19 protein-coding genes and 2 tRNA genes are annotated in these 24,958 nt (G+C 56.9%); 9 read left to right on the top strand and 12 right to left on the bottom strand.

Going from position 1 to position 24,958, the window contains the following annotated elements; all coding sequences use genetic code 11:
- The first annotated feature begins 18 nt into the window (after nucleotides 1–18).
- The 3 genes from recJ (at nucleotide 19) to AC2FD9_RS00765 (ending at nucleotide 2,033) form a co-directional block, all read left to right on the top strand.
- Nucleotides 19–1,761 carry a single-stranded-DNA-specific exonuclease RecJ gene (gene recJ, locus AC2FD9_RS00775; RefSeq protein ID WP_496834908.1) on the top strand — a complete coding sequence of 581 codons (1,743 nt, stop codon included), beginning with the start codon at nucleotides 19–21 and terminating at the stop codon, nucleotides 1,759–1,761.
- Between the two features lie 98 nt (nucleotides 1,762–1,859).
- Nucleotides 1,860–1,934, top strand: a tRNA-Glu gene (locus AC2FD9_RS00770).
- 24 nt (nucleotides 1,935–1,958) lie between these two features.
- A tRNA-Glu gene (locus tag AC2FD9_RS00765) sits at nucleotides 1,959–2,033 on the top strand.
- A gap of 10 nt (nucleotides 2,034–2,043) precedes the next feature.
- Here the strand turns inward: AC2FD9_RS00765 and AC2FD9_RS00760 are convergent.
- The 8 genes from AC2FD9_RS00760 to AC2FD9_RS00725 form a co-directional block, all read right to left on the bottom strand.
- A complete protein-coding gene (locus tag AC2FD9_RS00760) occupies nucleotides 2,044–3,885 on the bottom strand; it encodes a V-type ATP synthase subunit A (RefSeq protein ID WP_496834906.1) in 1,842 nt (613 codons plus the stop codon).
- Nucleotides 3,882–4,574: a hypothetical protein gene (locus tag AC2FD9_RS00755; protein ID WP_496834904.1), complete on the bottom strand. Its 693-nt coding sequence runs from the start codon at nucleotides 4,572–4,574 to the stop codon at nucleotides 3,882–3,884. Before AC2FD9_RS00755 ends, AC2FD9_RS00760 begins: the two co-directional genes overlap by 4 nt.
- A gap of 1 nt (nucleotide 4,575) precedes the next feature.
- Nucleotides 4,576–5,253 carry a hypothetical protein gene (locus AC2FD9_RS00750; protein ID WP_496834902.1) on the bottom strand — a complete coding sequence of 226 codons (678 nt, stop codon included), beginning with the start codon at nucleotides 5,251–5,253 and terminating at the stop codon, nucleotides 4,576–4,578.
- Nucleotides 5,253–5,696 carry an ATP synthase subunit C gene (locus tag AC2FD9_RS00745; RefSeq protein WP_058274784.1) on the bottom strand — a complete coding sequence of 148 codons (444 nt, stop codon included), beginning with the start codon at nucleotides 5,694–5,696 and terminating at the stop codon, nucleotides 5,253–5,255. The genes AC2FD9_RS00750 and AC2FD9_RS00745 overlap by 1 nt, the downstream gene beginning before the upstream one ends.
- Nucleotides 5,693–7,489: a V-type ATP synthase subunit I gene (locus tag AC2FD9_RS00740; protein ID WP_496834900.1), complete on the bottom strand. Its 1,797-nt coding sequence runs from the start codon at nucleotides 7,487–7,489 to the stop codon at nucleotides 5,693–5,695. The genes AC2FD9_RS00745 and AC2FD9_RS00740 overlap by 4 nt, the downstream gene beginning before the upstream one ends.
- The gene (locus AC2FD9_RS00735; protein WP_496834898.1) at nucleotides 7,486–8,091 is read right to left on the bottom strand and encodes a V-type ATP synthase subunit D; all 606 of its coding nucleotides are present in this window, start codon (nucleotides 8,089–8,091) and stop codon (nucleotides 7,486–7,488) included. The genes AC2FD9_RS00740 and AC2FD9_RS00735 overlap by 4 nt, the downstream gene beginning before the upstream one ends.
- Nucleotides 8,069–9,430: a V-type ATP synthase subunit B gene (locus AC2FD9_RS00730; protein ID WP_496834897.1), complete on the bottom strand. Its 1,362-nt coding sequence runs from the start codon at nucleotides 9,428–9,430 to the stop codon at nucleotides 8,069–8,071. The genes AC2FD9_RS00735 and AC2FD9_RS00730 overlap by 23 nt, the downstream gene beginning before the upstream one ends.
- A 191-nt stretch (nucleotides 9,431–9,621) precedes the next feature.
- The gene (locus AC2FD9_RS00725; RefSeq protein WP_496834896.1) at nucleotides 9,622–11,025 is read right to left on the bottom strand and encodes an MATE family efflux transporter; all 1,404 of its coding nucleotides are present in this window, start codon (nucleotides 11,023–11,025) and stop codon (nucleotides 9,622–9,624) included.
- A gap of 379 nt (nucleotides 11,026–11,404) precedes the next feature.
- On the opposite strand from AC2FD9_RS00725, the gene AC2FD9_RS00720 reads away from it, so the two are divergent.
- The 5 genes from AC2FD9_RS00720 to AC2FD9_RS00700 all read left to right on the top strand — a co-directional run bounded on the left by AC2FD9_RS00720 (nucleotide 11,405) and on the right by AC2FD9_RS00700 (nucleotide 17,249).
- A complete protein-coding gene (locus AC2FD9_RS00720) occupies nucleotides 11,405–12,703 on the top strand; it encodes a GMC oxidoreductase (RefSeq protein ID WP_496834894.1) in 1,299 nt (432 codons plus the stop codon).
- Nucleotides 12,700–13,131, top strand: a complete 432-nt coding sequence (locus AC2FD9_RS00715) for a hypothetical protein (RefSeq protein ID WP_496834892.1) — start codon at nucleotides 12,700–12,702, stop codon at nucleotides 13,129–13,131. Before AC2FD9_RS00720 ends, AC2FD9_RS00715 begins: the two co-directional genes overlap by 4 nt.
- A 290-nt stretch (nucleotides 13,132–13,421) precedes the next feature.
- Nucleotides 13,422–15,344, top strand: coding sequence for a DUF3604 domain-containing protein (locus AC2FD9_RS00710; RefSeq protein ID WP_109311954.1), 1,923 nt, complete (start codon nucleotides 13,422–13,424; stop codon nucleotides 15,342–15,344).
- Nucleotides 15,345–15,420: 76 nt separating this feature from the next.
- On the top strand, nucleotides 15,421–16,251 hold the full coding sequence (locus AC2FD9_RS00705; protein WP_496834890.1) for a peptidyl-prolyl cis-trans isomerase: 831 nt from the start codon (nucleotides 15,421–15,423) through the stop codon (nucleotides 16,249–16,251).
- Complete coding sequence (locus AC2FD9_RS00700) at nucleotides 16,248–17,249, top strand: HupE/UreJ family protein (RefSeq protein WP_496834888.1); 1,002 nt, start codon at nucleotides 16,248–16,250, stop codon at nucleotides 17,247–17,249. Before AC2FD9_RS00705 ends, AC2FD9_RS00700 begins: the two co-directional genes overlap by 4 nt.
- Nucleotides 17,250–17,262: 13 nt before the next feature.
- On the opposite strand, the gene AC2FD9_RS00695 is transcribed toward AC2FD9_RS00700, so the two are convergent.
- The gene (locus tag AC2FD9_RS00695) at nucleotides 17,263–20,370 is read right to left on the bottom strand and encodes an ATP-binding protein (protein WP_496834886.1); all 3,108 of its coding nucleotides are present in this window, start codon (nucleotides 20,368–20,370) and stop codon (nucleotides 17,263–17,265) included.
- 206 nt (nucleotides 20,371–20,576) lie between these two features.
- Between AC2FD9_RS00695 and AC2FD9_RS00690 the strand changes: the two genes are divergently transcribed.
- Nucleotides 20,577–22,001, top strand: coding sequence for a serine hydrolase domain-containing protein (locus AC2FD9_RS00690; RefSeq protein ID WP_496834884.1), 1,425 nt, complete (start codon nucleotides 20,577–20,579; stop codon nucleotides 21,999–22,001).
- Nucleotides 22,002–22,032: 31 nt separating this feature from the next.
- Here AC2FD9_RS00690 and AC2FD9_RS00685 read toward each other — a convergent pair whose 3' ends face one another.
- The 3 genes from AC2FD9_RS00685 to AC2FD9_RS00675 form a co-directional block, all read right to left on the bottom strand.
- Complete coding sequence (locus AC2FD9_RS00685) at nucleotides 22,033–22,815, bottom strand: COG3904 family protein (RefSeq protein WP_496834882.1); 783 nt, start codon at nucleotides 22,813–22,815, stop codon at nucleotides 22,033–22,035.
- Nucleotides 22,812–24,092, bottom strand: a complete 1,281-nt coding sequence (locus AC2FD9_RS00680) for a hypothetical protein (RefSeq protein ID WP_282168624.1) — start codon at nucleotides 24,090–24,092, stop codon at nucleotides 22,812–22,814. Before AC2FD9_RS00680 ends, AC2FD9_RS00685 begins: the two co-directional genes overlap by 4 nt.
- 129 nt (nucleotides 24,093–24,221) lie before the next feature.
- Nucleotides 24,222–24,890, bottom strand: a complete 669-nt coding sequence (locus AC2FD9_RS00675) for a TetR/AcrR family transcriptional regulator (protein WP_496704447.1) — start codon at nucleotides 24,888–24,890, stop codon at nucleotides 24,222–24,224.
- Nucleotides 24,891–24,958: the final 68 nt, after the last annotated feature.

The raw sequence follows: 24,958 nt of genomic DNA, 5'->3' as shown, positions 1-24,958 counted from the left end.
AGCATATGAGAGGCAGGCATGAGCTTTTTAGGGGTTGAGCAGTCACTGACCGGGCGGCGTTGGATCGGACCGGAGGCCGAGGTCGAACGGGCCACGGAAATGCTGGTGCAACAGTCCGGGCTGCCACGTGCGCTATGTCAGGTTCTGGCACGGCGCGGAGTGCCACCCATGGAAGCCGAAAGCTTTCTTGAACCAAAGCTGAAGGAATTGCTGCCCGATCCCCGGTCCATGAAAGATATGGAGACCGCCGCAACGCGGTTTTTGGAAGCTGTCCGAAACAAGCAGCGGATCGCGGTTTTTGCCGATTACGACGTCGATGGGGGCAGTTCGGCGGCTTTGTTGCTTGTCTGGATGCGTCAGATGGGGCTGCAAGCCACGCTGTATGTGCCAGACCGAATTGATGAGGGTTATGGGCCGAACGTGCCTGCAATGCAGGAACTGGCGGCTGCACATGACCTAATCATCTGCGTGGATTGCGGAACCCTTAGCCATGAACCTATCGCGGCGGCAAAAGGCGCGGATGTCATTGTGCTGGACCACCACCTTGGTGGTGAAACGCTGCCCGATTGCGTGGCCGTCGTGAACCCAAACCGGCAGGATGAGAGCGGTGATTTGGGGTATTTCTGCGCTGCCGGCGTGGTGTTCCTGATGCTGGTTGAGGCCGGGCGGCAACTGCGTGAGGCTGAGGTTAAGGGTCCCGACCTGATCGGGCTGCTGGATCTTGTGGCATTGGCAACCGTTGCAGACGTGGCCCCGCTGATCGACGCGAACCGGGCGCTGGTGCGGCAAGGCCTTAAGGTCATGGCACAGCGGCAGCGGCCCGGATTAGTGGCGCTGTCGGATGTGGCGCGCATGGATTCAGCCCCTACCAGCTATCACCTGGGTTTTCTTCTGGGTCCGCGCGTCAATGCGGGCGGGCGGATCGGTCAGGCCGATCTGGGCGCACGACTGCTGAGCACGGACTCGATGACCGAAGCTGAAGCGCTGTCTCAAAGGTTGGATGAGTTGAACACCGAGCGTCGTGATATCGAAAACGCAGTACGTGCGGCAGCACTGGAACAGGCCGAGAAACGCGGATTGGAAGCTCCTCTGGTTTGGGCGGCGGGCGAAGGGTGGCATCCCGGCGTTGTCGGCATCGTGGCATCCCGCCTCAAGGAAAACGCCAACAGACCCGCCATTGTCATCGGCTTTGATGGTGATGAAGGCAAGGGTTCAGGACGGTCGGTTTCTGGCGTTGATCTGGGGGCATCAATCCAACGATTGGCGGCTGAGGGACTTTTGGTCAAAGGCGGCGGGCACAAGATGGCCGCAGGGCTCACCGTTATGCGGGATCAGTTGGAACCGGCCATGGAACGCCTCAGCGAGTTGTTGGCCAAGCAAGGCGCGGGCAAAGGCGGTCCTGCAGACATGAAGCTAGACGGAGCACTTATGCCGGGCGCAGCTTCGGTCGATCTGATCGAACAGATAGAAAAAGCCGGTCCTTTCGGGGCCAGCGCCCCTGCCCCACGCTATGCGTTGCCGGACCTGCAGGTGCGCTTTGCCAAGCGCGTCGGCGACTCCCATCTGAAACTGTCACTGTCCGACGGGGTTGGTGGTGGCCTTGATGCCATTGCCTTTGGAGCTTTTGACGGACCGATGGGGGAAAAGCTGTCCAACCATGGCGGCGCGCGCTTTCATTTCGCCGGACGGCTTGAGGTGAACACATGGGGTGGACGGCAAAGCGTTCAGTTGAGACTGGAGGACGCGGCAGAGGCAAACTGAGCCCATTTCCAGCCTTGCCAAAAAAGTTTCGCATCCCTGCATTTTTCGGCTTGCGGGGGTCAGAGGTAAACCGTAAAAGGCCCTCCACAAGCCAGCGTGGCCCGTTCGTCTATCGGTTAGGACGCCAGGTTTTCAACCTGGAAAGAGGGGTTCGATTCCCCTACGGGCTACCACTTGTGCTAATGCCACTATCAGATGGCCCGTTCGTCTATCGGTTAGGACGCCAGGTTTTCAACCTGGAAAGAGGGGTTCGATTCCCCTACGGGCTACCATTTCCCTGACCTACACTCCAAATTTTTCGCGACTCAGGTCCTGTATCTGTCCCCACAGAGACTTGAATTCCGGCGTATTTTCCGCGGCGTAGTGGAAGTTCTTCATAAGACCTGTGAGCTGGGTGAACACCTGACGCACTTCACCCTTATCTTCGAATTCCGCAGTTGATTGCGTAACATCATAGATCAGCTTGAACGTCATCTTCTGACGCTCCAGCGGGACGGTTGCGTCGACTTTGTCAAAGGCATCCTGCTGTAGGTACACCATGTCCACGAACAGCGCCTTTTGCTGCGTGACGAAGTCCTCGATGGTGACACCTTCTTCGCCGGTCACCTGCATCATCTGGTCGACTTGTTCGCCTTTTTCGATCAGGGCCAGCAGATCGCGCACCTTGCCTGTCCAACCGGGCTCAGCGTTCTTGTCGTACCAATCCGAGAGCTGATCGGTGTATCGCGACCAGCTAAGCATTGGGTCAACCGCAGGATAGAACCGTTTATAAGCCCGTTCCGAGGACAGCCCCAGAAAGCACTTCACGGTAGACAGCGTGGACTGCGTCACAGGCTCGTCAAAATTGCCACCCGCTGGTGAAACCGTTCCAATCAGCGTCAGACTACCCAGATCGCCATCATTGGTCCTCATCGCCCCTGCGCGCTCGTACAGGCCCTTGATCGAGCTTTCCAGATAGGCAGGGAAGCCCTCTTCACCGGGGATTTCCTCCAGCTTGCCTGAGGTCTCGCGCATGGCTTGAGCCCAGCGGCTGGTGCTGTCAGCGATCAACAGCACGTCATAGCCCATCTGGCGGTAATACTCGCCCAGGGTGATGCCGGTGAAGATCGAAGCCTCACGTGCCGCTACAGGCATGGAAGAGGTGTTACAGATGATGATTGTCCGGTCCATCAGACTGCCGCCCGACATCGGGTCGGTCATCTTGGGGAATTCGTGGATCGTTTCCACCACCTCGCCCGCACGCTCACCGCAGGCCACCACGATCACGATATCCACTTTGGAGTTCCGCGCGATCAGGTTTTGCAGCACGGTTTTGCCCGCACCGAACGGGCCGGGAATACAGGCCGTGCCACCGCGCGCTATGGGGAAGAACGTGTCGATCAGGCGTTGCGAGGTCAGCACGGGTTCCGTTGGGTACAACCGTTCCGACAGGGCGCGTTTCAGGATGGTTTCAGGTAACGGTCGTCGTACCGGCCACTTTTGGCACAGGGTCAGCGTGTGCTCCCCACCCTGCTCGTCTTCAAGACGCGCGACAATCTCGTGGATCGAGGCTGCACCTTTCTGTACCCACACAACATTGTAGTCGCCGACCCAGTTGAAAGGCAGCATGATTTTGTGGGTAAACCGGCCTTCGGGAACAGTACCGATGCTGTCGCCGCCCTTGACCATATCGCCAACTTTGACTGTGGGAGTGAAAGACCATTTTGCCTGATCATCCAGCGGCGCCACATCCGCCCCGCGCGGCAGGAAAGTCCCGAACTCGGCCGCAACCTTGGTCAAAGGCGATTGCAGGCCGTCAAAGACCTGCCCCAAAAGCCCCGGCCCAAGTTCGACCGAAAGCAGCTGTCCTGACTGTTCAACCGGATCACCAACCGCTACGCCGTCCGTGCTTTCGTAGACCTGAACGTCGGCAGTATCGCCGCGCACGCGCAGCACCTCAGCCTTTAGGCGTTCCTGACGCCCGCCCGGGCCCGGACGGGTAGGAAGGATGAACACGACCTCGTTCTTGACCAGTTGTCCCGGAACGCCGGCGGCGTCTTGGTTGGCCTGAATTTTCACAAGCCCTTCCTGGACAGAGACAACGCGGGCGGTTGCGGTTTGAACCGAAGATGTTTGGGCAGTCATGCGCTTACTCTCTCAAAATCGAAATCTGCGACATTGCTCATGGCTTGCTGGGCCAGCTTCTCAAATCTTGCGGCCGCATTCTGCGCGTTGCTTTGCGCCCAGCGATCGAAAATGTTCCAGATCAAGACATAGATGGCCACGGCCTCAAAATCGAACAGGTGACGGGCGGCGTGTCGTTTCAGTTGCTTATGGCTGACTGACAGCAGCAGTCGTTCCAGACCCAAGGGGTCCTCGGCCTCAAGCAACTGGCGTGCTTCCTTGATCCACGGCATCGCCGTGGACAGACGGAAATCCGGGTCACCCCAATTGGCGGGGATGTGACGGCTCCAACGTCCAAACCCATACGCACCGGACAGCGGATTGCCACCCTGCCCGCGCAGGCGCAGTGCTGCAACAACAGTACGCAGGTCCATCCGTTCAAGGAACAGGCGGCGCAAGGATGGTTGCGGGATTTCGGCCAACGCCTGTTTACACCTCAAAACAGCCTGCGCGTCAGTGACATCCATGTCATATGCGCTCCAATTCAGAGCATGTTCCATAACCCTCAAAACCTTAGCGTCCTCGGGCGTCAGCGCCTTGAGGCGACGATCCAGCCGCAGCCGCGACAGCGGAGGTTGTTTGGCCACGAACAACCGCTCAGAGCCCGGCAGACTGCTGATCAGGGCGATATAGGCGTCTTGGTCAGACATCTCAGCGGATCACACCTTCCAGCACGGCGCGAAACCGTGGCTGCAGATGCTCCATCAGCAACGAGGCGACCGCCTTGTCTGTCAGATCAAGTACTACGCCCTGATCTTCGGCCCGCACACGGATACCGCCCTGCGCGTCATCGGATGCATGCAACTCTACCTGTTCTCGCAACATATCGGCTGTCAGGCCGAGGACGTACTTGGTCAGCTTGCCGGATTGAATGTCATCGGCGTTCTGCTTGATGTCTTCTTGCGTTGCTACTTTGGCGGGCAGAATGACCTGCACCTTGCCATCCAGATTGACGCCTTCGGATTCGCGGCCGACGACCTCCAAAATCATCTGTTTCAGCAATTTCGGGTCGGCCATTTCCTTGGTCACCAGACGTTCGACATCTTCGCGAAACCGGTCGGTCAATCCGGCCTTCATGGTCAAAACCGCATCACGCATAGCGGTGTTAAGCGCCTCTTCCCCAGCAGCGCGATATTTGTCGGAATCGGTGCGCGCCTTTTTCTGATAATCGTCCGCCTCGCGTTTGGCATCCGCCAGAATTTTGGCGGCTTCGGCCTTGGCCTCAGTGCGCAGTTTTTCGGCGTCGGCCTGACCAGCAGCCACGCCATCGTTGCGCAGCTTGTCGATTAGCGCATCCACGCCATGAGAAATCATGCCATCCTGTGCCATCAACTGATCCCCGCGCTTATCACCAGGGCAAAGACAAAGGCGAACACGCCAAACCCTTCGATGATCGCTGCTGGGGCAAGCGCCAGGCCAAAGATCTCGGGCTTTTCCTTGGTTGCATTGATCGCCGCCGCACAGGCCCGGCCCTGCCAGATCCCGCAATACATCAGCGCGATACCGGACAGGATACCGATCCCGAACAAGCCGCCCGCATTTTCGGGCGTCACGTCGCGGTTCAAGGTGAACATGATGACAATGCCGTAAATCACCATAGTCGATGGAAATGCCGAAACACCGACAAAGCGGCCATAGCCGCCGTCTGTTTCCGTCATCGCACCTATACTGGCCTGCCCGGCGATGGCACAGCCGACGGCGCTGGCCGCTGCACCCAGCGCCATGGGCGCGTAGATACCCAGCCAACCCAATGTAAGAACAAGCTCATTCATTCCTGAACCTCCTTGCGGGCGAACGGGCGAAAGACAATGCCTTCGTCCGGCAGACCCCATTTAAAGAATTCGATGTAATTGAGACGTAAACCGTGGACGACGCCGCTCATCATGGCGAGGGCGAAGTTGAGAATGTGGCCAATGATCAGGATCAGCAGGGCGAACAGAACGCCCAACCCCTTGAGCGAATGCATGACTGAAACCGCCAGATCGTTGAACGTGATCGCCAGTGAGGCCGAGGCCAGACCCAACGCAAACAGACGCATGTAACTTAGCACGTCTCCAAATGCGCCCATGGCCCCGGCCAGGCTTTGCAGCCCTTCGATCAGACGCCAAATCCAGTCGGTGGGCTTATTAATGACCCGCTCGCTTGAGAACCAGACGATGGCCAGGACGCCGATCCCCATCACGGCAGCGCCCGGCACCGGAGAATTGCCCTTCATGTAGCTGAGCCACAGAACAAACCCGCCAATCAGCGCCGCGATCCACCCCAGATTGGCAATGGCCTTGCGACGCCCCCATGCCGCCCAGGCGGCAAGCGCGTTAGCCAGTACCAAATGCAAAACGCCAACGATAATCGAGACCATCATCATCGCACCGAAATTATTCAGGTCGAGCAATTTGAGCTTGGACCAGAACGACCCCTCAGCTGGCGACACGCCGAAATAACTGCCGACGAGGACGCCGTACAGGATTGTTGCGCTGGAAATGACCACCCCGAAGCGTCGCCAGGATCGTTCACCCGGTGTTGCATCAAGCCGTTTCCAGAATAGTAAAAGGCCCAACAGGATGATCGCGCCGTATCCCGCGTCGGCTACGATCATTGCGAAGAAGACCGCAAATGAAACGGCGACGATGACACTGGGGTCCCAGTCCTTGTAACCCGGCACTTGATAAAATAGCGCCAAGTCCACTGCAGCACTGCGCTTTTCCGGTTGTTCCAACAAAGTTGGCGGGTTGTCATCGGGGCTGGGGTCTTCGATCAGTACGGCAGCGTCCTTGGCGATTGCCATGTCCAGAACCGCGTTTATTCGATCTTCGGGCACCCAGCCTTGCAGGGCAAACATCGCCTCTTCGTCGCGTACTTTTTGCGTGGCATGGGCCAGCTCGGCCGCGCTTTCCGCAAACGAAAGGTTCCGGCGCATCAGCGTCAGGTATCGGGTCTGCGCAACGCGTTCGGCCTCAAGCGCTTCGATCGCGATCTCAGCCTCTTCCAGTTGCGCCTCAAGCTCGTGAATGGGCAGCGATCCTGTGTGCGTGCGCGGAACCGGAAGGATATCGTCATCCGGCTCATCTGGGTCAATCAGTACGGCGTAGATGAACCTATGGTCCTGCTCGAGTATGGCCCAGGGTATATCCAAGGCCTCCAGCGCATCGCGATGTTTGAGCGGCAGTTGATAGAACCACAGCCGGTTCCCCGCCAAAACATCGTCTGGTGGAAAATCCAGATCGCCCCAAGGGCGCACCTGTGCAATGCGGTTGGCAAGAAAATCCCTGTGATCCGTCATGTCACGAGTGCGCTGCATCAAGTCCAGCACATCCCCGACGAACTGGTCCATGTCAAAACCGGGATCGCGCTGGATTTGTCGGCGCGGTTCGGACACGTCATTCAGGAACCGCAGTGCCTTATAGGCATCCCGCGCGCCGCGCTCACTGATCTTTTCTGGCTCAGAGGGTGGCGGGGCCAATGGCAGGACGTGCATACAGCCCAGTTCCTGCAGCGCCTTTAGGGTCGCAGCCTTCTGCCCTGCCCGCCCGACCAGTGACAGTTTTTTGAGCCTCGCAACACTCATGCTACAGCTTCCTGCGCATGTTTTCGTTTTGAGATTTTCGAGCGCACGACGGCCTGCATCTGCTCATCGCTCAGATAGATACGGATTTTCTTGATGTTGGCTTTGGCGCGCGGGATCAGAACTTTTTCGAACAGGTTGACACGCTGGGTGATGGTGGCCACAGCCCTATCGAATATCTTCACCCGCTCTTCGGCCACTTTGACCCGTAGACGCGCCTCGATCATATCGTGCAGCAACCGGGCCGCCGCATCGACCCAATGAGGTTTGGCCAGATAGGAATACGGACGCACCGCAACCTCAATCCGGTCCAGCGCAGGCATCTGGACCCCCACGACGTTGACCTCTTTGACTTTGTAGTCTTTCAGCTCGACCAACCCGTCCAGATCAACGCCTTGCTGCGCCAGCATCGGCAGTTTTTCTCCAACCTTTTGCGCCAGTTCCTGCACCTCATCCTGAAGGCGCTGCACATCTTCGCGCGCCTTCGCGCGCTCTGCCATCAATTGCTGACGCTTAAGGTCCAGCGATGGCAGGAACCGCTCATAGCTTTTCAGCTGCGTCTGCTCGCGCGCGAGCGACGATTTATTCAGCTGCAACCGCGCCATCGGCATCCTTTGGAAAATACTTGTCGATCAGGGCCTGCTTCATCAGTAGCTGCCCAGGTGCGAAACACTCGGCCAGAGTTTTCCACCCCAAATCCAGCGCATCTTCCAGCGGGATTGAAACGTTGATGTCCATGAAACGGGTCTTGAACAGGTCGCCAAACTTCAGCAGCTGATGGTCATAATCCGACAGGTCAAAGGCCATCGCCTGTTTCTGCGCGGCGTCTCGGCTTTCGGAATAGAACCGGATCATGGTGTTCATGATCTGCCCGTGATCCTCGCGCGTTGTCTTGCCAATCACGTTCTGCTTGAGGCGCGAGAGACTGCCGAACGGGTCAATCACGCCCGAATGCAAATAGATCTGCCCCTCGGTGATATAGCCCGTGTTGTCGGGCACCGGATGGGTCACATCATTGCCGGGCATTGTAGTAACGGTCAGCACGGTCACCGATCCGCCTTTAGCATAGTCGCAGGCTTTTTCGTACCGGCGGGCCAGCTGGGAATAGAGGTCCCCCATGTAGCCACGCTGCGACGGCACGCGCTCTTGGCTGATACCCACTTCTTTCATCGCGTCGGCATAAGCGGTCATATCGGTCAGTAGAACCAGAACGCGCTTACCCTCTTCCACCGCGAATTTCTCGGCAACGGCCAGCGCCATGTCAGGCACCAGCAAGCGTTCGACCAGTGGGTCCATCGCCTGATTGACGAACATCACTGTCCGGGAAAACACACCCGCATCCTCAAACGATGTGCGGAAGGTAAAGTAGTCATCAAAGATCAGACCCAGCCCGCCAAACACCACGATATCCGCGTCCGCCTGAATGCCGATACGACTGAGGAACGCGTTGAACGGCTCACCCGAAACCGAAAAGATAGGGATTTTCTGGCTTTCGACCAGCGTGTTGAACACGTCGATCATCGGCACGTCTGTTCGGATCATCTTGTTGGGCACGGCGCGTTCTGCCGGGTTCACGGTTGGCCCGCCAATATCCACGCGCGGCTCAGACGACAGGTCGGGTCCGCCGTCGATTGAAACGCCCGCACCATCAAAAACGCGGCCCAGAATGTTCTGTGAATACGGCGTCTGCATCGGGTGGCCAAGAAACGTCGCCGTGGCCTCGGTCGAAATCCCCTTGGTGCCGGAAAACACCTGCAAGGTTACAACGTCCCGGTCGATAAAGATCGCCTGAGCCAGCGTCTTGTGGCCGTCCACGGTTTCAATCACGGCCAGATCGTTGAAACGCACGGCCGCATCAGTCGATCCGTCCAGAGGCACCCTGACCTTTATTGTGTCTCCGACGATCTCAAGAACACGCGTGTATTTCAAAAGACTTCCGGACATTGCTCATCCTCGGTCGTTAAAGGTGTTTTTGAAATCAACGCCCCGAAATAACTTGGCGTTTTTTGCAATCATAAGTTCAGCTTACAACGAATTCATGAATTGGCAAATGAGGATGTCTTGGTTGCGACAAAGGAGACGAAAACCGCCTCTGGTGACCAAAAATCGTTGGTATTCAAACGCACAGGGAAGGCTCACCACCCCCTGCGCCCGAACAGGGATTGCAGTCGGCTTTGCCCGGCAAAAGGATCGACCTCTGTTGGCGCCGTCAGGCCCGAGACAACGCGGCGCACCATTACCCAGCAGATTGCAGCAAATATCACACCTCCCAGCGCCTGCCCCAACAACACCCCCGGAGCGCCAGCCAAATAGGCCCCGGCGACCGCAAAGGGCCACGTGCCCAGCGTATGACGCCCCCAGTTAATCCACGTGGAATAAATGGGATAGCCAAGGTTGTTGAAGCTTGCATTCGCAACAAAGATCACCCCGTTGAAGAAGGACGCCAAGGCCAGCGGTCCGCAGAACAGATAGATCAGCGCCCGCGTCTCGCCTTGGGCCTGAAACAAGTCGGCGATTGAGGCACGCAGGACGAACAGCACCGCCGCCATCAGAACCACATAGACGGCAGTGAATTTTACGCCGGCCAGGAATGCGCCCTTCACCCGATCATACTGCCCTGCCCCAAAGTTCTGCCCCACGATCGGGCCTATGGCCCCGGACAGTGCAAACACGACGGAAAAGGCGACAGGCATCAACCGCCCTATTACTGCCATGCCTGCCACGGCATCTGTGCCAAACTGCGCTACCTCACGGATCACGATGGCGTTGCCGACCGGCGTGGCGACATTGGTCAGAACCGCCGGTATCGCAATCGCCCGCACCGGCTGGAGGTCTTCCCTCAAGTGCCTCAGCGACGGTCGCGCAAATCCACGGTGCACGCGCGCGGCGGGCCGGACCGCTGCTATCAGCATACAGATACGCGCAATGACCGAGGCAATCGCCGCCCCATCCAGGCCAAGACCAACAGCAAAGATCAGGATCGGATCCAAAATTGCGTTTGCCAGCCCGCCGTAAATCGTAGCCTGCATGGACCGGCGCGCATCACCGTGCGCACGCAACACAGCCATCCCCGTCATTGCCGCAGCCATCACCCACATGGTCGGCAGAATGATGCTGACATACCGTGCGGCCAATTGCAGAACCTCACCCTGCGCGCCCAGCAAAGACAGCAGAAACTTGATATTAATCATGACCATGGCAGACACAATCAATCCCATCAAAATACCAAGAAGGGCAACGCTGGTTCCGAATTGCCGGGCTTTTTCGGGCCGCCCGGCCCCCAACTCGCGGGCGACAAGAGCCCCGGCTGCAATGGACAGCCCCACATTGATCGAGTTGGTGAAAAACAAAAGCGTGCCCGCATAGCCGACCGCTGCGGCCAACGCGTCGTTGCCCAGCATCGAGATGAACACCATGTCCACGAAATCCACGGCAAAGATTGCCATAAGACCAATGCTGGTGGTCAGCGACATTCGGGTCACATGCCGCATCAAACTGCCGGTCAAAAAGACAGCCATGCCCTTGGATTGTTGTGTCATTGGCTGGTCCGTCCATTTGCCCTCACCAGCAATCTGCCCGTGATGGGCACCAATCAGCAACCTCAAACTGCATCTGCGCGCGCCGGAGTCGCCCAATGTTTATTCAATTTGCGAATTAGGCCGCCTTTGCCCATCAATGATCATAGCCCTATCGGCCAGTTGACTTGCGCGCGGCCATTTTCATGCCATACTATGCAGAATTGTTATTCTACGCTGATTTTCAGCCCCTTGTTTGTTTGATGAGTAAAAAGGTCAACCTGTTGTCATGCAGCGCGTATCTTTAGACGAAGCCAGCTCTCGTGAATGGGACGTGATAATCGCAGGATCCAGTTTCTCAGCGATGTTCTTCGGTCATGGGCTTCCGCAGGACCTGAATGTTTTGTTCGTCGAAAAGGGCGATGAATACACACATTCGGACCAGATCGAAAACGGCCCCGCGGTTCAAGAAGCTTTTACACAACGAAACTCGTCCGGGCTGAAAAAAAATTGGCTCGCCTACACTCTACTTGGTGGAAACTCGAATTACTGGTGGGGCAATGTACCCAGATTCCATCCAAACGACTTTGCCCTGAACAGCATGTTTGGTGTCGGTATTGACTGGCCTATTAGTTACGATGATCTCGAACCTTATTGGGAACGTGTCGAAGATATCATCGAAGTTGCCGGCGGTCAGTCACAGGATATTCTTCCACGCCGAAAGCCATTTCCCTACCCCGCACATACTCCTTCGCGTGCTGATGCTGCTTTACAGGAATCTTCGCCTCTATGGGTACCTGCATCCAACGCTACGTCAAACGGCGGTTCACGACCAACGTGCTGTGCAAACGGGGTATGTCGGACGTGTCCTATCGACTCCAAATTTACCGTATTGAACAGTTTCGACAAACTCACCCATCCTGGTTCGCACTACCTACTTGGCACCGAAGTGAGGGCGGTGGATATCGAAGGCGGACGCGCACGCGGTATTCGCGTCAAAAGTAACGATGGCAATGAAGTGCGCCTTCGCGCCGACACAGTTGCGCTGGGTACCAATGCGATTTTCAACGCAGCCATTTTGAAACGCTCGGACGTTCGCAATGACGCGCTAGGACGGTACCTTCACGAACAAGCGGCAGTGAAAGTCCTAGTGGACACAGCCAACATAAAGGCTTTTTTTGGTGGCACATCGGAAACCGGACTTGGCTATCATTTTTACCATGACGTAGATCGTAGAACGTCCGCAGCGGTCCTCATCGAAACCATAAACGCACCTGTATCGATCCGAAAAGAACCCGGCAAATGGGCAAACCGTATTAACCTGCGCCTAGCAGTTGAAGATCTTCCCATCGCCGAAAACCGCGTCATTTTGGAAGATGATGAACCAGTCATCGAATGGACTGGATATTCCGACTATGCCAAACGCGGTATAGAGCGAGTAAAGACTGGTCTGCCCGACATAATTCCGGACACAATCGAACATCTGTGGTTTTCAGACATTCTGCCATCTGACGCTCATATCCAGGGCACGCACCGGATGGGCGTTTCCGCCGAAGACTCAGTCGTTGACGACAGGCTGCGCCTACATTCCGCAGCCAACGTCTTTGTACTTGGCTCGGGTGCATTCCCCACCTGTTCGCCCGCCAACCCGTCGCTGACAATCTCGGCGCTGGCGCTTCGCGCATCGGAGGCGGTTACATGAAGTTTTCCCGTCGCAAGGTAATCGCGTTAGGTGCAGGGGTCGTCGGCCTTGGCCTGGCATATCGGGGGATCAAAGGGCATGGCATCGCAGCGCATGCGCTGGAGGTGATCCGCGACGTCTACGGCCCCGAGATCGCCGATGATCCGGTAGCACATGAATTTGCACAGGCGTACGAGGATTTCGTCCTTGAGAAAGGTACGCAGGGTCAGGTGTTGGATATGGTTTACTGGACCGGTCTTCAGGACGTTCCTTTTGTAGACGAAAAGCTCGGACGGATAAAAGACAGCGTCGTGGACAAGTTTGCGACCTCAACGAATGTGATCCTTGCAACCGAACTCGGCAAGCCACTTGAATTCGTTGCCTTGTTCGATCCTTTTCTCAACTCTTGCCAGAACCAGCTGGGCGCGCAGGGGTACACCCTGGCGTGATCGAACCACAGTTTCCGGTGCGGTATGCGACGGTTCGGGCCTGCAAGCATAAACCACAAAACCGGCGTGGATACTTCTGTTTCGCTACAACTTTCGGGGCGACCTTACCCGTATTCGAGCTGTATTTGAGTTGGTTATCCAAGCACCCCCACCCGAAAGAGGCACCGGCCTGCGCTGGATGCAGGTCCCATGGTAGAAAAATCAGTACAAAAGTTCGTCCAATACATTATAAGAAATGAATATACTGAATTTACGATATTCGATTTGCGCGACGACCTGGGGAGGTTTCAATGCTTCGACTTACAACCTGTTTGATCTCTTTGCTGACATTACCATCACTTGTATGGGCAGACGCGGTCCCCAGCAAAGAGGCTGCCGAGGGCACCTTTGCCGACCGCCCATATTCGCCTTACGCCAACCGATCATTTCCTGAACGGCCACTCTGGGGTGACACACACCTGCACACCGGTTTGTCGCTGGATGCGGGCGCATTCGGAAACACCTTGCTTCCTGATGAGGCATGGCGGTTCGCAAAGGGGGAACAAGTTATTTCGTCAACCGGTCAGGCCGTCAGGCTGGCGCGGCCCCTGGATTGGATGGTGCTGACGGATCATACTGATTTGATGGGTTTCGCCCCGGACCTGCAGGCCGGTAAACCTGGCGTTATTGGTGACCCAAAAGGCTTGGAGTGGTACGAGGGATACAAAGCAGGCGGTGAAGAAGCCGGGAAAGCGGCCTTCGACATTATTACAAATTTCTCTCAAATGACCCTGCCGGAAATCCTACTTGAGTCATACAGCCCAGGCGCGGACGCATTCGCATTTACATGGGAAAACATCGTTATGGCAGCGGAACGGCACAACGACCCCGGCAATTTCACCGCCTTTATTGGGTTTGAATGGACGTCCGTTCCCAAGGGGTTCAACCTGCACCGCAATGTCATGCTACGTGACGGACCAATTCGGGCACTGCAAATGGTGCCACCCGTGACTCAGCCTCCTTACGGCGACACCGACCCCAAGGCGCTTTATGCGTGGCTTGAAGAATATCAGGGTAAAACCGGCGGTCGCGCGGTTGCTTTTGCACATAACGGCAACCTGTCAAATGGCTGGATGTTCCCCACTGAGGATACTTATCACGGCGGCAAGGTAGACGAAGAATACGTGCAGAACCGCGCCAAGTGGGAGCCGCATTATGAGGTCACCCAAATCAAAGGCGACGGAGAAGCACACCCCTTCCTAAGCCCGGAAGACGAATTTGCGGACTATGAAAACTGGGACGTCGGCAACCTCGACATTACCGAGCTGAAAACAGAGGACATGCTGGCCGGTGAATATGCCAGAGAAGCCTTGAAACGTGGCCTGATGCTGGAAGAAAAATTCGGGGTGAACCCTTATAAGTTCGGAATGGGTGGGGCAACAGACAGCCACACATCGCTGGCAACAGCTGAAGAGGACAACTTTTTCGGAAAGTCCGTCAGCGTTGAACCGTCGGCCACAAGAATCCAGCACCCCTTCATCGCCAATGATCTTGGCGAAATCCCCGGCGACCTTCTTGTCGCATCTGGTTACACTGCCGTCTGGGCCACCGAGAACACGCGTTCCGCGATCTTTGATGCTTTCAAACGGCGTGAAACCTATGCCACGACTGGTCCTCGGATCGGTCTGCGGTTCTTTGGTGGATGGGAATTTGACGAAGCAGATCTTGAGACCCGGTTCCTTGCGGACGTTGGCTACACCAAAGGCGTTCCGATGGGCTCGGACTTACGCCCTAACGAAGGTGATGGAGCGCCTTCATTCCTGATTGCAGCGCTACGCGATCCGGTTGGGGCCAATCTGGACCGGGTACAGGTCGTAAAAGGGTGGCTCGATGGCGAAGGAGAGTTGCACGAGAAAGTCTACGACGTTGCATGGTCGGATGACCGGGCTGCTGATGAAAACGGCAAAGTCCCGGCTGTCGGCAACACCGTCGATATCGAAACCGCCAGCTGGAGTAACACGATTGGAACCGCCGAGCTTGTGTCGGTTTGGGCCGATCCAGACTTTGATCCAAATGCGCGGGCCTTCTACTATGTCCGGGCGCTTGAAATCCCCACACCCCGTTGGGTCCTGTACGACAAGGTCCGGTTCGGTATTGAATTGCCGGAAGAGGCGCAGCTGATCCATCAAGAGCGCGCGTATTCGTCGCCAATCTGGTACACACCTAGCGAATAACCGAACAAGACACTAATGACATTGCCGGGCGGTCAACCCCGCCCGGCAATATTGCGACACGACATTGAGAACCCGAATGCAAATTCTAAAACAGCCGTTATTCCACTTCATTTTGATCGGGGTTGCCATTTTCGCTTGGTTTGCATGGGTTTCCCCGCAACAGGACGTCGCTGAAGAAGCCGACACGATCACAATCGACGGTAATGATGTCGCCCTCCTGAAAACACGTTTCCAAAACAGCTGGAACCGCCCACCGACGGAAGATGAGTTACAGGCCCTGATAGACGGGGCGATCCGCGAAGAAGTTCTTGTGCGCGAAGCACGCAAGCTGGGCCTGGATCAAGGTGATCAGGTCATCCGTGCACGCCTGGCGCAGAAGATGGATTTTCTGACTGACGCAATCGCAGCTTCGATCGAACCCGAGCCCGAAGTGTTGCAGACCTTTCTGAACGAAAACCCGGAACGGTTTACCAAACCGGCACAGATTGCTTTTGATCAGATCTACCTGAACGAGAACGCTGAGCTGGATGCCATCGAAAGCACGATCGAGGCCGCAAACACTCAGCAGGACTGGAGCAGCATCGGATCGACAACTTTGCTTCCAAAGTCGATGCCCCTGACGGTAGTGCGCGCGGTGGACGCAAACTTTGGCACTGGCTTTTCGGCAGCTCTGAATTCGTTGGAGCCAGGCAACTGGTCCGGCCCAGTCCGATCCGCATATGGCATCCACGTCGTTCGCGTTACAGACAAACAAGACCCCATATTGCCAAAGCTGGAAGATATCCGCGATACCGTTTTACTGGAATGGCGCCGCGAAGCCGGGTCGGACCTGGCGCAGGCGCAATATGAAAGCCTGGCATCGAATTACCAGGTCGAAACACCCGACATGGACAAGGCGGTCGAATGAAGCGGCTCTTTTGCCTGTTATTCTCGGGCTGGCTGATGTTCGCTGCACAAGCGGGACATGCACATGCACTTGACCCCGGTTATTTGGACCTGCGGCAATTGGCGAGCAACACCTGGCAAGTGCTATGGCGCAAGCCTGATGTGAATGGCCGCCCCATGGGTATCGATGCCATATTGCCCGCTCACTGTGCCCAAAACCGAGGACCCGAGCCACGGTCCGACGGAACGGCTTGGATCGCGACCTGGGTTCTTGAATGCGAGGACGATATCGCCGGTCACACCATCACCATTGAAGGGCTGGAGCAACAACGAAACGACGTTCTGCTGCGCATCCAACCCATCTCGTCGGAACCATCCACTTTGCGGTTCACGCCCGAGACGCCTGCTTTGATCATACCAGAACAGCCAACGACCTGGTCGGTTCTGAGCAGTTACTTCCGCCTTGGGTTCGAACATATTCTGGAAGGTTGGGATCACCTTCTGTTTGTTTTTGCCTTGTTTGTGCTGGTGCGCGATCCATGGCGGTTGGTCGGGGCGGTGACCGCCTTTACCGTCGCGCATTCCATTACGCTGGCGCTTGCCACTCTGGGCGTGCTGAACGTGCCCGGCCCTCCGGTCGAAGCCGTGATCGCCTTGTCAATCGTGTTCCTCGCTCTGGAAATCCTCAACCGAAAAGATGGTGAGCTGCGCCTGTCCGAACAATATCCCTGGATCGTCTGCTTTTGCTTCGGGCTGTTGCACGGGCTGGGATTTGCCGGCGCGCTGGCCGATATTGGAGTTCCAACTGAGGATATCTTCGCCGCACTGCTGGCCTTCAACATCGGGGTCGAGGCCGGGCAACTTTTGTTTATTGCCGGACTGTCGGCCCTGATCTTGGTGTGGCGCCTTACGCTGCCCACAATTTTCCAAAGGGCTGGCGTAGTCGCCGTACCCGTCACAGGATATGCCATCGGCTGCGTGTCGATGTACTGGTTGGTTGAACGCGTCAGCGGGTTTTAGATTGGAGCGACCGCTACTTCGCGGCCTCTTGCTGCTGCAGTAAACGCGCCTGAACCCGGTCCGTTTCCACCTGAGCCCAGCCTTCGTTGGTTAGTTTCTGGTGCTTGCGTGCCTCGAACAATACCTGCTGGGCACCCTCGGGATCACCGGCTTTCAAAATCAGCTCGGCGATTAAAGTCAAAAGGAACGGTTTGTAGTTCCCCGCACCGCTGTCCCACCAGGCCTCGGCCGCCTGACGTACCGCGCTGATGTTGTTAAAGGTCGGCACATCATAAGCAGTCGCCCAACTGCGCCACAGATTGGCAGTAACAGTCATGAAGGTAAACGAGTGCCTCTCGGACACCTCTTCAAGCTGTTGAGCGGCTTTCAAAACATGATCCGGTTCACGACGCAAAGTATGCAACATGCAAAGATAGGTCAGCGCCTGGGCGATACTGTGGGCATGCTTTAGGTCCTTGGCGGCATCGACGGCCCTTCGCTGGATATCAACGGCTCGGTCAGGATCGCCTTTCAACCACAGCGCCATGCTTAAAAAACACGACGTTATCGCTGCGTGGTCGGATCCGTAGACATAAGCAAGCCGTCCATGCAGATCGGGTTGATAGAGGTCCAGCGCCAACTGTAGATGTTCATGCGCCGCGTCCAGATCACCGATATGCAGCAAAACCGCCCCCATCGCGCGATGGGCAATCATGACATGATGCGCCTCGTCAGACTGACCTGCCAGATCGAGGATTTGCCGCGCCGCGTCCTTCGCCAAATCGTATTCGGCCCGCACCAAATGGAACGAATAAAGGCCATTGAGAACAGGAAACAGGTTCTCGGTCTCGTCCAAGCGGTTGCACAGCTTTCGAATTCGGGCATAGACAGCGCCCGTTTTATCGGCGGCTATGCCAGCCGTCGAACGGGTCACGCCCGCGCGAAGCACTTGTATCTCGACCTCTTTGCGGTCGCGTTCAACGGTGCTTTCCAATTCGTGCAACTGCTGTATCGCATGTCCCAGCTGGGTCACCGCTTCGACATTCGCAGAGCGCTCGGCTGCACGTTGGCCTGCAAGGTGCCACTGTTCGATGGCCTCGCGGGGCATTTTCGCCATGGTGTAGTGGTGCGCCAGAACTTCGGGGCCTGCATCTGCGTGACTATGCGTTCTGTGATGCAAGGCCTCTGCTACGCGCGCATGTAACCCGCGGCGTTCGCTTTTCAGGAGGCTGTTATAAGCCGTGTCACGAATAAGAGCGTGACGGTAGGCAAATGTCTCTTCTGCCTTTTTCTGCGTCACGGTGACAATGCCCGCGTCGACCAGCAGATCCAGACCCGCGCGCAACGCTTTATCTCCAAACCCGGACACGCCGGAAATCAATTGATAGGTGAAATGCGGGCCGATCACAGAACCGATTTGTGCGACTTCCTTCGCCGAACTCAAACGGTCCAATCGCGCCATCAACGCATCCTGTAACGTGCTGGGGACCAAAGGTGCAGGACCGGGCGCGCCATCTAATCCAAGTGCATCTGCCCGATCGGCCAATTGACCGGATTCCAGCAAATCCTTTGTTACCTCTTCAACATAGAGGGGAATACCGTTCGTCCGCCCCGCGATCACGCCGAACATTTCGGGCGAGATCGGCTTATCCCCAGCCACCTGATGAACAATCTCGCGGACCTGCGCGAAATCCAACTGCCGGAGAGGGACATGAGTGACGTTGGGCTTGGCGGCCCAATCCGGATCAAAAGCCGTCCGGTACGTCATGACGATCAGAACCGGTACTTCCTGAATTCTGTCCACGATCCGGTCAAGCAAGGTTTTCGTCGTCGGATCAATCCAATGCGCGTCTTCAATGAGGCACAGTATGGGCTTTCGCGCGGCCCGTGCAATAAGCTGACCGGCTAACATGTCCAGGGTCTGATCCATGACTTGCTGTGGCGTCAGATCCAGCGAACCAAGTTGGTCTTCGAATGGAACAGATAGAAGCGCCGCTGCCAGCTTCACGCTGTGGTCAGGCGGATCTTCCAGATGTTTGGCAATTTTCCTGAGCCGGACACTTCCTGTATCTTCAACACGCAGGTCCGCAGCGTTTTCAATCTGACGGATCACAGGGTAGAGCGCACTTGTCTCATGATACGGTGAGCACTGAAACCGCACTTGCAACGCTTCTGCCTTGGCAACACCCAACCGCAGCTCTTCGATCAAGCGGGATTTACCGATACCTGCTTCGCCGGATACCAATGCGACCTGCCCCTGGCCTGCCCGGGCCAGCGCCAATTTGCTGCGCAGAATGTCAAACTCCGGGTCGCGTCCAATCAACGGGCGCAACGCGGTACTGTCCGTCGTCATGAACCGGCTGATCGTCTCTCGTGTTCCGGTGACCTGCCAGGCCTCGACCTCTTTCGCGAAGCCTTTGAGTTTGAACGCACCGCGCATAACATACTCGAACGCGTCGCCTGCCAGTTGGTGCGTGGTCGGAGCGACGATCAGAGTGCCCGGATCGGCCATAGCCTGAAGGCGCGCTGCCAGGTTTGGCGTTTCGCCCATGGCGGTGCCGTCCTCAAACATGTTCTCACCGCGCAGGTCACCGACAACGACCAACCCCGTCGCGATCCCTATCCGCACTTCGAGCTTTGCGTGGGTCCGAACTTCCGGCATTTCCTGAATGATCCTCAGCCCCGCACGTATCGCGCGTTCGGGGTCATCCTCATGCGCATGCGGAAAGCCGAAAAAGACCATAATGCCATCGCCATAATAACTTGCGATATGGCCGTCATACGCAGCCACAGCCGCCGCGCAGGTTTCCTTGAACAGGCGCAGAACCTCGGCCAGATCCTCGGGGTCCAAGCGCTGCGCGATCTCGGTGGACCCGACCAGGTCGATGAACATGACAGTCAACTGCCGCCGTTCGGCAACGATTGTCGGGCTGAGGGTCGAATGTAGTGACGGAACGCCAGCCCCGGATTGTTCGCGCAAGGCTTTTGCAAACCGTCGCCTTGGCCCAAGCGGCAGTCCAATTGCGACAAGGTCGTCTTCTGTCAGCTCAGGCAGATCACCCACCACTATTTCATGACGGGCGAAGGCCTCGGCGTATTTTGACAGGCCGTTTTTTTCCAGCCAGATCTCGATTTCAGACATGCAATCGTTTCATTTGCGTCAATCCAAACAGGGCTCATTCAAGCGAACGTTCCCTGATCGCGCCCAGGATATCAGAATTGCCGGTTAAGTTACCGGCGTGACCGACAGGGCTTGTCACCATCAAGGACGACCCCAAGGCTTTGGTCAAGTGAAACGAAAAAGGCGGGTCCACAGTTGAAATTGGTCGGAACCTACGCGACGGAAAGGTGGCAACCAAAGCCGATACGCTCTTAACTCGGACGAAATCCGGAGAGAAACGGGAGGGGGCCGGCACGACCGGTTCAGAAAGTCGATTGATCATCAAAGCGCTGAAAATCATCGCAGGCACGCTTATTCTGGGTGTCGTCGCAATTGTGGGCTATCTGCTGATCGCCCCGCCTGACCTCTTAAAGGTTGGGACGAACTATTCGGCCAAGATCGTCTGTTCCAACGTCTTCATTGCCGGGCGCGACGCGGAAGAAGTTCTGACCGTCGATGTTCAGGCCCCGGGGCATCCACTGCTTAAGCAAATCTCGATCGACGTGGACGCTGAAGCCCAAACCGTGACGGCACGGATTTTCCGGTTCTTTGCCCCCGCGACCTCGCAATATCGCGAGGGGCTTGGTTGCACCAATGTCCATGACGCGACGCTCAGCGACGCGACCCTGACCACGATCGAGCCCTTGCCCACTGGAATCTGGCCCGTCGGTACCGAAGTTCAACTGTCACAAGACCCCGAAATCGCGCGTATCCTGGCGGATAGCACACTTCTGGGCGAAGGATACCGCGCCGTGGTTGTCGTGCGGGATGGGCGTATCGTTGGCGAGACCTATGCGGAGGGGTTTGACGAAAACACGCCTTTGCTTGGGTGGTCGATGACCAAGACAGTTACTGCGGGCTTGATCGGTACCCTGATCGAATCTGGCCAGATGTCTCTGGAGGATACGCTGACCGACAGTTATTCGGACTGGGCACAGGACGGACGCAAAAACATCACCCTTAAGGACATGCTGGCCATGTCCAGTGGCCTGCAATGGAATGAGGAATATGGCGACGTCTCGGACGTGACCAAGATGCTGTATCTTAATGATGACATGGCAGGTTTTGTCTCGGGCCGCCCGGCGGAAAGTGAGATTGGGGCGGATTTCAACTACTCTTCGGGGACAACCACAGCCCTGTCGCGCGTCTGGCAGGACAAACTGACCGATGGCAGTCTGACCTATCCGCAAGAGGCTCTGTTCGAACCATTGGGCATGGCATCCGTCGTGCTCGAGACCGATGCGGCGGACACATTTGTCGGGTCCAGCTATATGTATGCCACTGCGCGCGACTGGGCGCGTTTTGGGCAACTTCTTTTGCAGAAAGGCGAATGGAACGACCAACAAATCCTGCCCGAGGGTTTTACGGACTGGATGTTTGAGCCGGTTGCCGCATCTGACGGAATGTACGCCAAAGGTCATTTGTGGCTGGATTCTCCGGGTGGGTTACCACCCTATGAAGATGCCGTCTGGCTTCAGGGGCATGACGGGCAGTTTATCGGCGTGTTTCCATCCCAGGACATGGTCGTTGTGCGGCTGGGTCTGACACCCTCCCGGCACGGATATTCCTCGTTGCCGCTGGCCGAGGCGCTCATCTCCGTCTTGCAGGATTGATAAGAAGGACCCGCGCGTCGGGTCCTTTTTGCTATTCCAGAATTTGCGTTGCAATACCGGTGCTTGTCAGCTCATCTTCTACAAGGGCATAGATCTGATCCGGCGGCGTGTTCAGAGAATACAACATCAATGCAGGATCGACACCCATGTCGATCAGATGCTGCATCGTCTCGCCCTGCCCTTTCTGGATGCTTTCAACGGCAAAGACCACGGGGATCAGGCGCGGTTGGTCATAATAATGCTGATGAAGTCCGACAATGCCTTGCAGTGACACGATACGCGCGACCCCACCTGCCAGAATATATGGACAGGCGGACATGCAGACCGCGCCGGGCAGTACGGCCGATGACAACCCGGCCTCGCGTATCTGCGCGCCGATCAACAAAGCTTCGGACACTTGGCCGCCCGGGCTGTGCAGCGCGATCAGGTCGGGTTGTTCTTGCGTCTCGGACAAATAAGTATCGAACCGATCAGCATCACCTGTTTCGATCTGACCGCTCACCAGAAGGACCCGCCCCAGATCACCGGCTTGCTTTTCAGTAAATTCCAACCGCGTGGGAAAGCTCTGAGGCACCGGCACATCCAGCGGTTGGTCCTGCGGCAACAGCGACGGATCGGTGCGGTCGGTGCGGTACTCGCGCCGCTGATCCCCAGGTGAGATGGGGCCTGTCGGCAATTCAACCCTTGGCGTGAACGGGTTGGAGACAACGTCGGCCACATCCGACAGGATCAGAATACCTGCGATCACCAGCTGGACCACCAGCACGTATCGCAGCCCCCTGCGCACATCAATTCGGGACAGGAAGCCCATCATGTTTCGTCTTTTTTCGGCGTGGCGCGATCAAGAATTGCGGCATCTGCGACGCCCATCGTTGCCTCGACATCTTTCATCGCATTCATGGCCGCGCGCAGGTCAGACAGCGTTAGCGTATCCTCAATGCTCATACCGTCCTTCCCGCTTCGGATAGCGGCTTGGGTGATCGCCAGCACGAACACAAGAACGGCGGGCAGCAGGTCGATTGCGATGGCTCCGGCCCAGGACGGCACAAAGTTGTGCGCATACTTGATCACCGCATCTGCACTGGAAATGGGATTATAGGCCGTCTCAATTGGCGGCTCGATCTCCAGAACCTCTTCAGCAGCGGTCCGAAGGGTTTTGCCACGCTGATCAAGTGCGTTCAGGACCGAGTTGATGGTCGATGACTGGGCATCGCGCACCTCGGAACTGCGCCCATCAAGTTCGGGCAGCACGACCGACGACGGCAAATCCCCGGCAGCGCGCGCAACAAGCGGCGCCACGTTGTATTGGTTCAGACGCGAAATCACCCCGGCCAGCTTCACGCTTTCTTCAGAGAACTGCACTGACCGGCGATCAACCGGCCCCGGGGCAACGGTAAGCTCACGCATTCGGGCGAGGATTTCGTTGCCCTGCTGGAACGCATCTTCGATCAGCGGCTGTTGATTGGCGATCTGCTCTTCCAGATTGCGCAGCTCTTCGGCCTTTTGGGTCAGCACGCGAAACACTGCCCCACGGCCCGCCGTGCCCGAAAGATCACCGGATTGCTCCAGCTCGGCCAGTTCCTCGAAGCTTTGACGCGCACGTTCGACCTCGCGCCCCAGCGCCTGACCGCTGAGTGCAATGTCATGCGCCTGCTCAAGCGCCGCCTGGTAGTCGCGCACGGTGTTTTCAAGGTGCTGTTCGACCGCAGCCGCGCCGGCCAGGGCAGCAGCGTTAAGCCAGCTGGACATGGCGATGATTGCAACGGATCCAACGATCGTCGAAATCGTCAGGCCAATGAACCCGCTAGCTGTGCGCATCGACGGCAGTAAGCGCAGCATATAGCTCCAGAACACAAAGATGCCGACGGAAACCGCGATCGAATAGGCGACCGCTGCGAAGAAGGTCACCGCGCCGTTGTCTTCCAACAGTGACGAAACACCAAGGTAAGTGTAAATTCCCGAAGCGATCGCCAAAACACCCAAAGCGGCGGGCGTGAACGTGTCCAACCAGACTAGATGCGCCTCAAGCTCCTTGGCCGTCCGAAGCCCCCTCGCCTCCTCTGCAGTCAGGCGGTCCCTTGTCTCTGTCATGTCACCCCACGCTCCCAATCGTTAATCTTGGTTAATCACTAGATAATATCGCACGGGACCATTTGATATGGTCCCGTGCGTAACTTCAAGTTGAGCGGGTTGGGGCGAAGTTGTTTGATCGTCGCTGGATTACCCGGAAGGATCCAAAACACCGGTGAGCCCAGCATGACAGAACTGCAACAGGTTCCGGATTGCACCCTCGGCGTCGCGTTTATGGTCAGGGCCGGAAAGTGCCCTGATCCGCCATTCCGACGTGCACAACGCCAGCATGGACGACACCGAAAAAACCAGCGCCCCGGCAACGTTCGCTGGGTCGGCCTCGGGGTATTTTGTGCACAGCTTTTGAACGACCAGCGAGGCGACGGGATCAAAATGGGTTTTCGCCAGCGTATGCCAACGCGCATCAGCGGAAACTATCGCCACAATGCGCGCATAGGCCAGCCATTGGGGATCATTACTGAATGCGCGGGCCAAAAACGGCCTCATGAAGGCTGACATCAGGTCCGCGGCGTCCCAATCGCCGCACTCCTCCAATCGGCTGATGGTTTCACGGCGCTCTTGCGATAGTTCACTGGCGCGACGCGCAACGATGCGTTCAAAAAGCTCATCCTTTGGACCGCCGTGAAAGTTCACGTTGGCCTTCTGAACCTGCGCCCGCTCGGCGATGTCGCGAATCGAGGCACCGTCGAATCCCTGCTCGGCAAAGACCAGTTCCGCAGCGTCAAGAATACGCTCCCGTGCCGCAATGGATCGCTGCGAGGGCGCCCTTTTTCTTTCTTTTACAGCGTGTTGTGCCATTTCAAAAACTAATTTGCCTTATTTCGAACGATCGTTCAAGATAAATAGTGTCGCAGGAGGAGAAACGA

The organism is Ruegeria sp. YTSC230 (genome assembly GCF_059609665.1).
The sequence above is the reverse complement of the archived record's forward strand: the minus strand, read 5'-3'. Positions and strand labels throughout refer to the sequence as shown.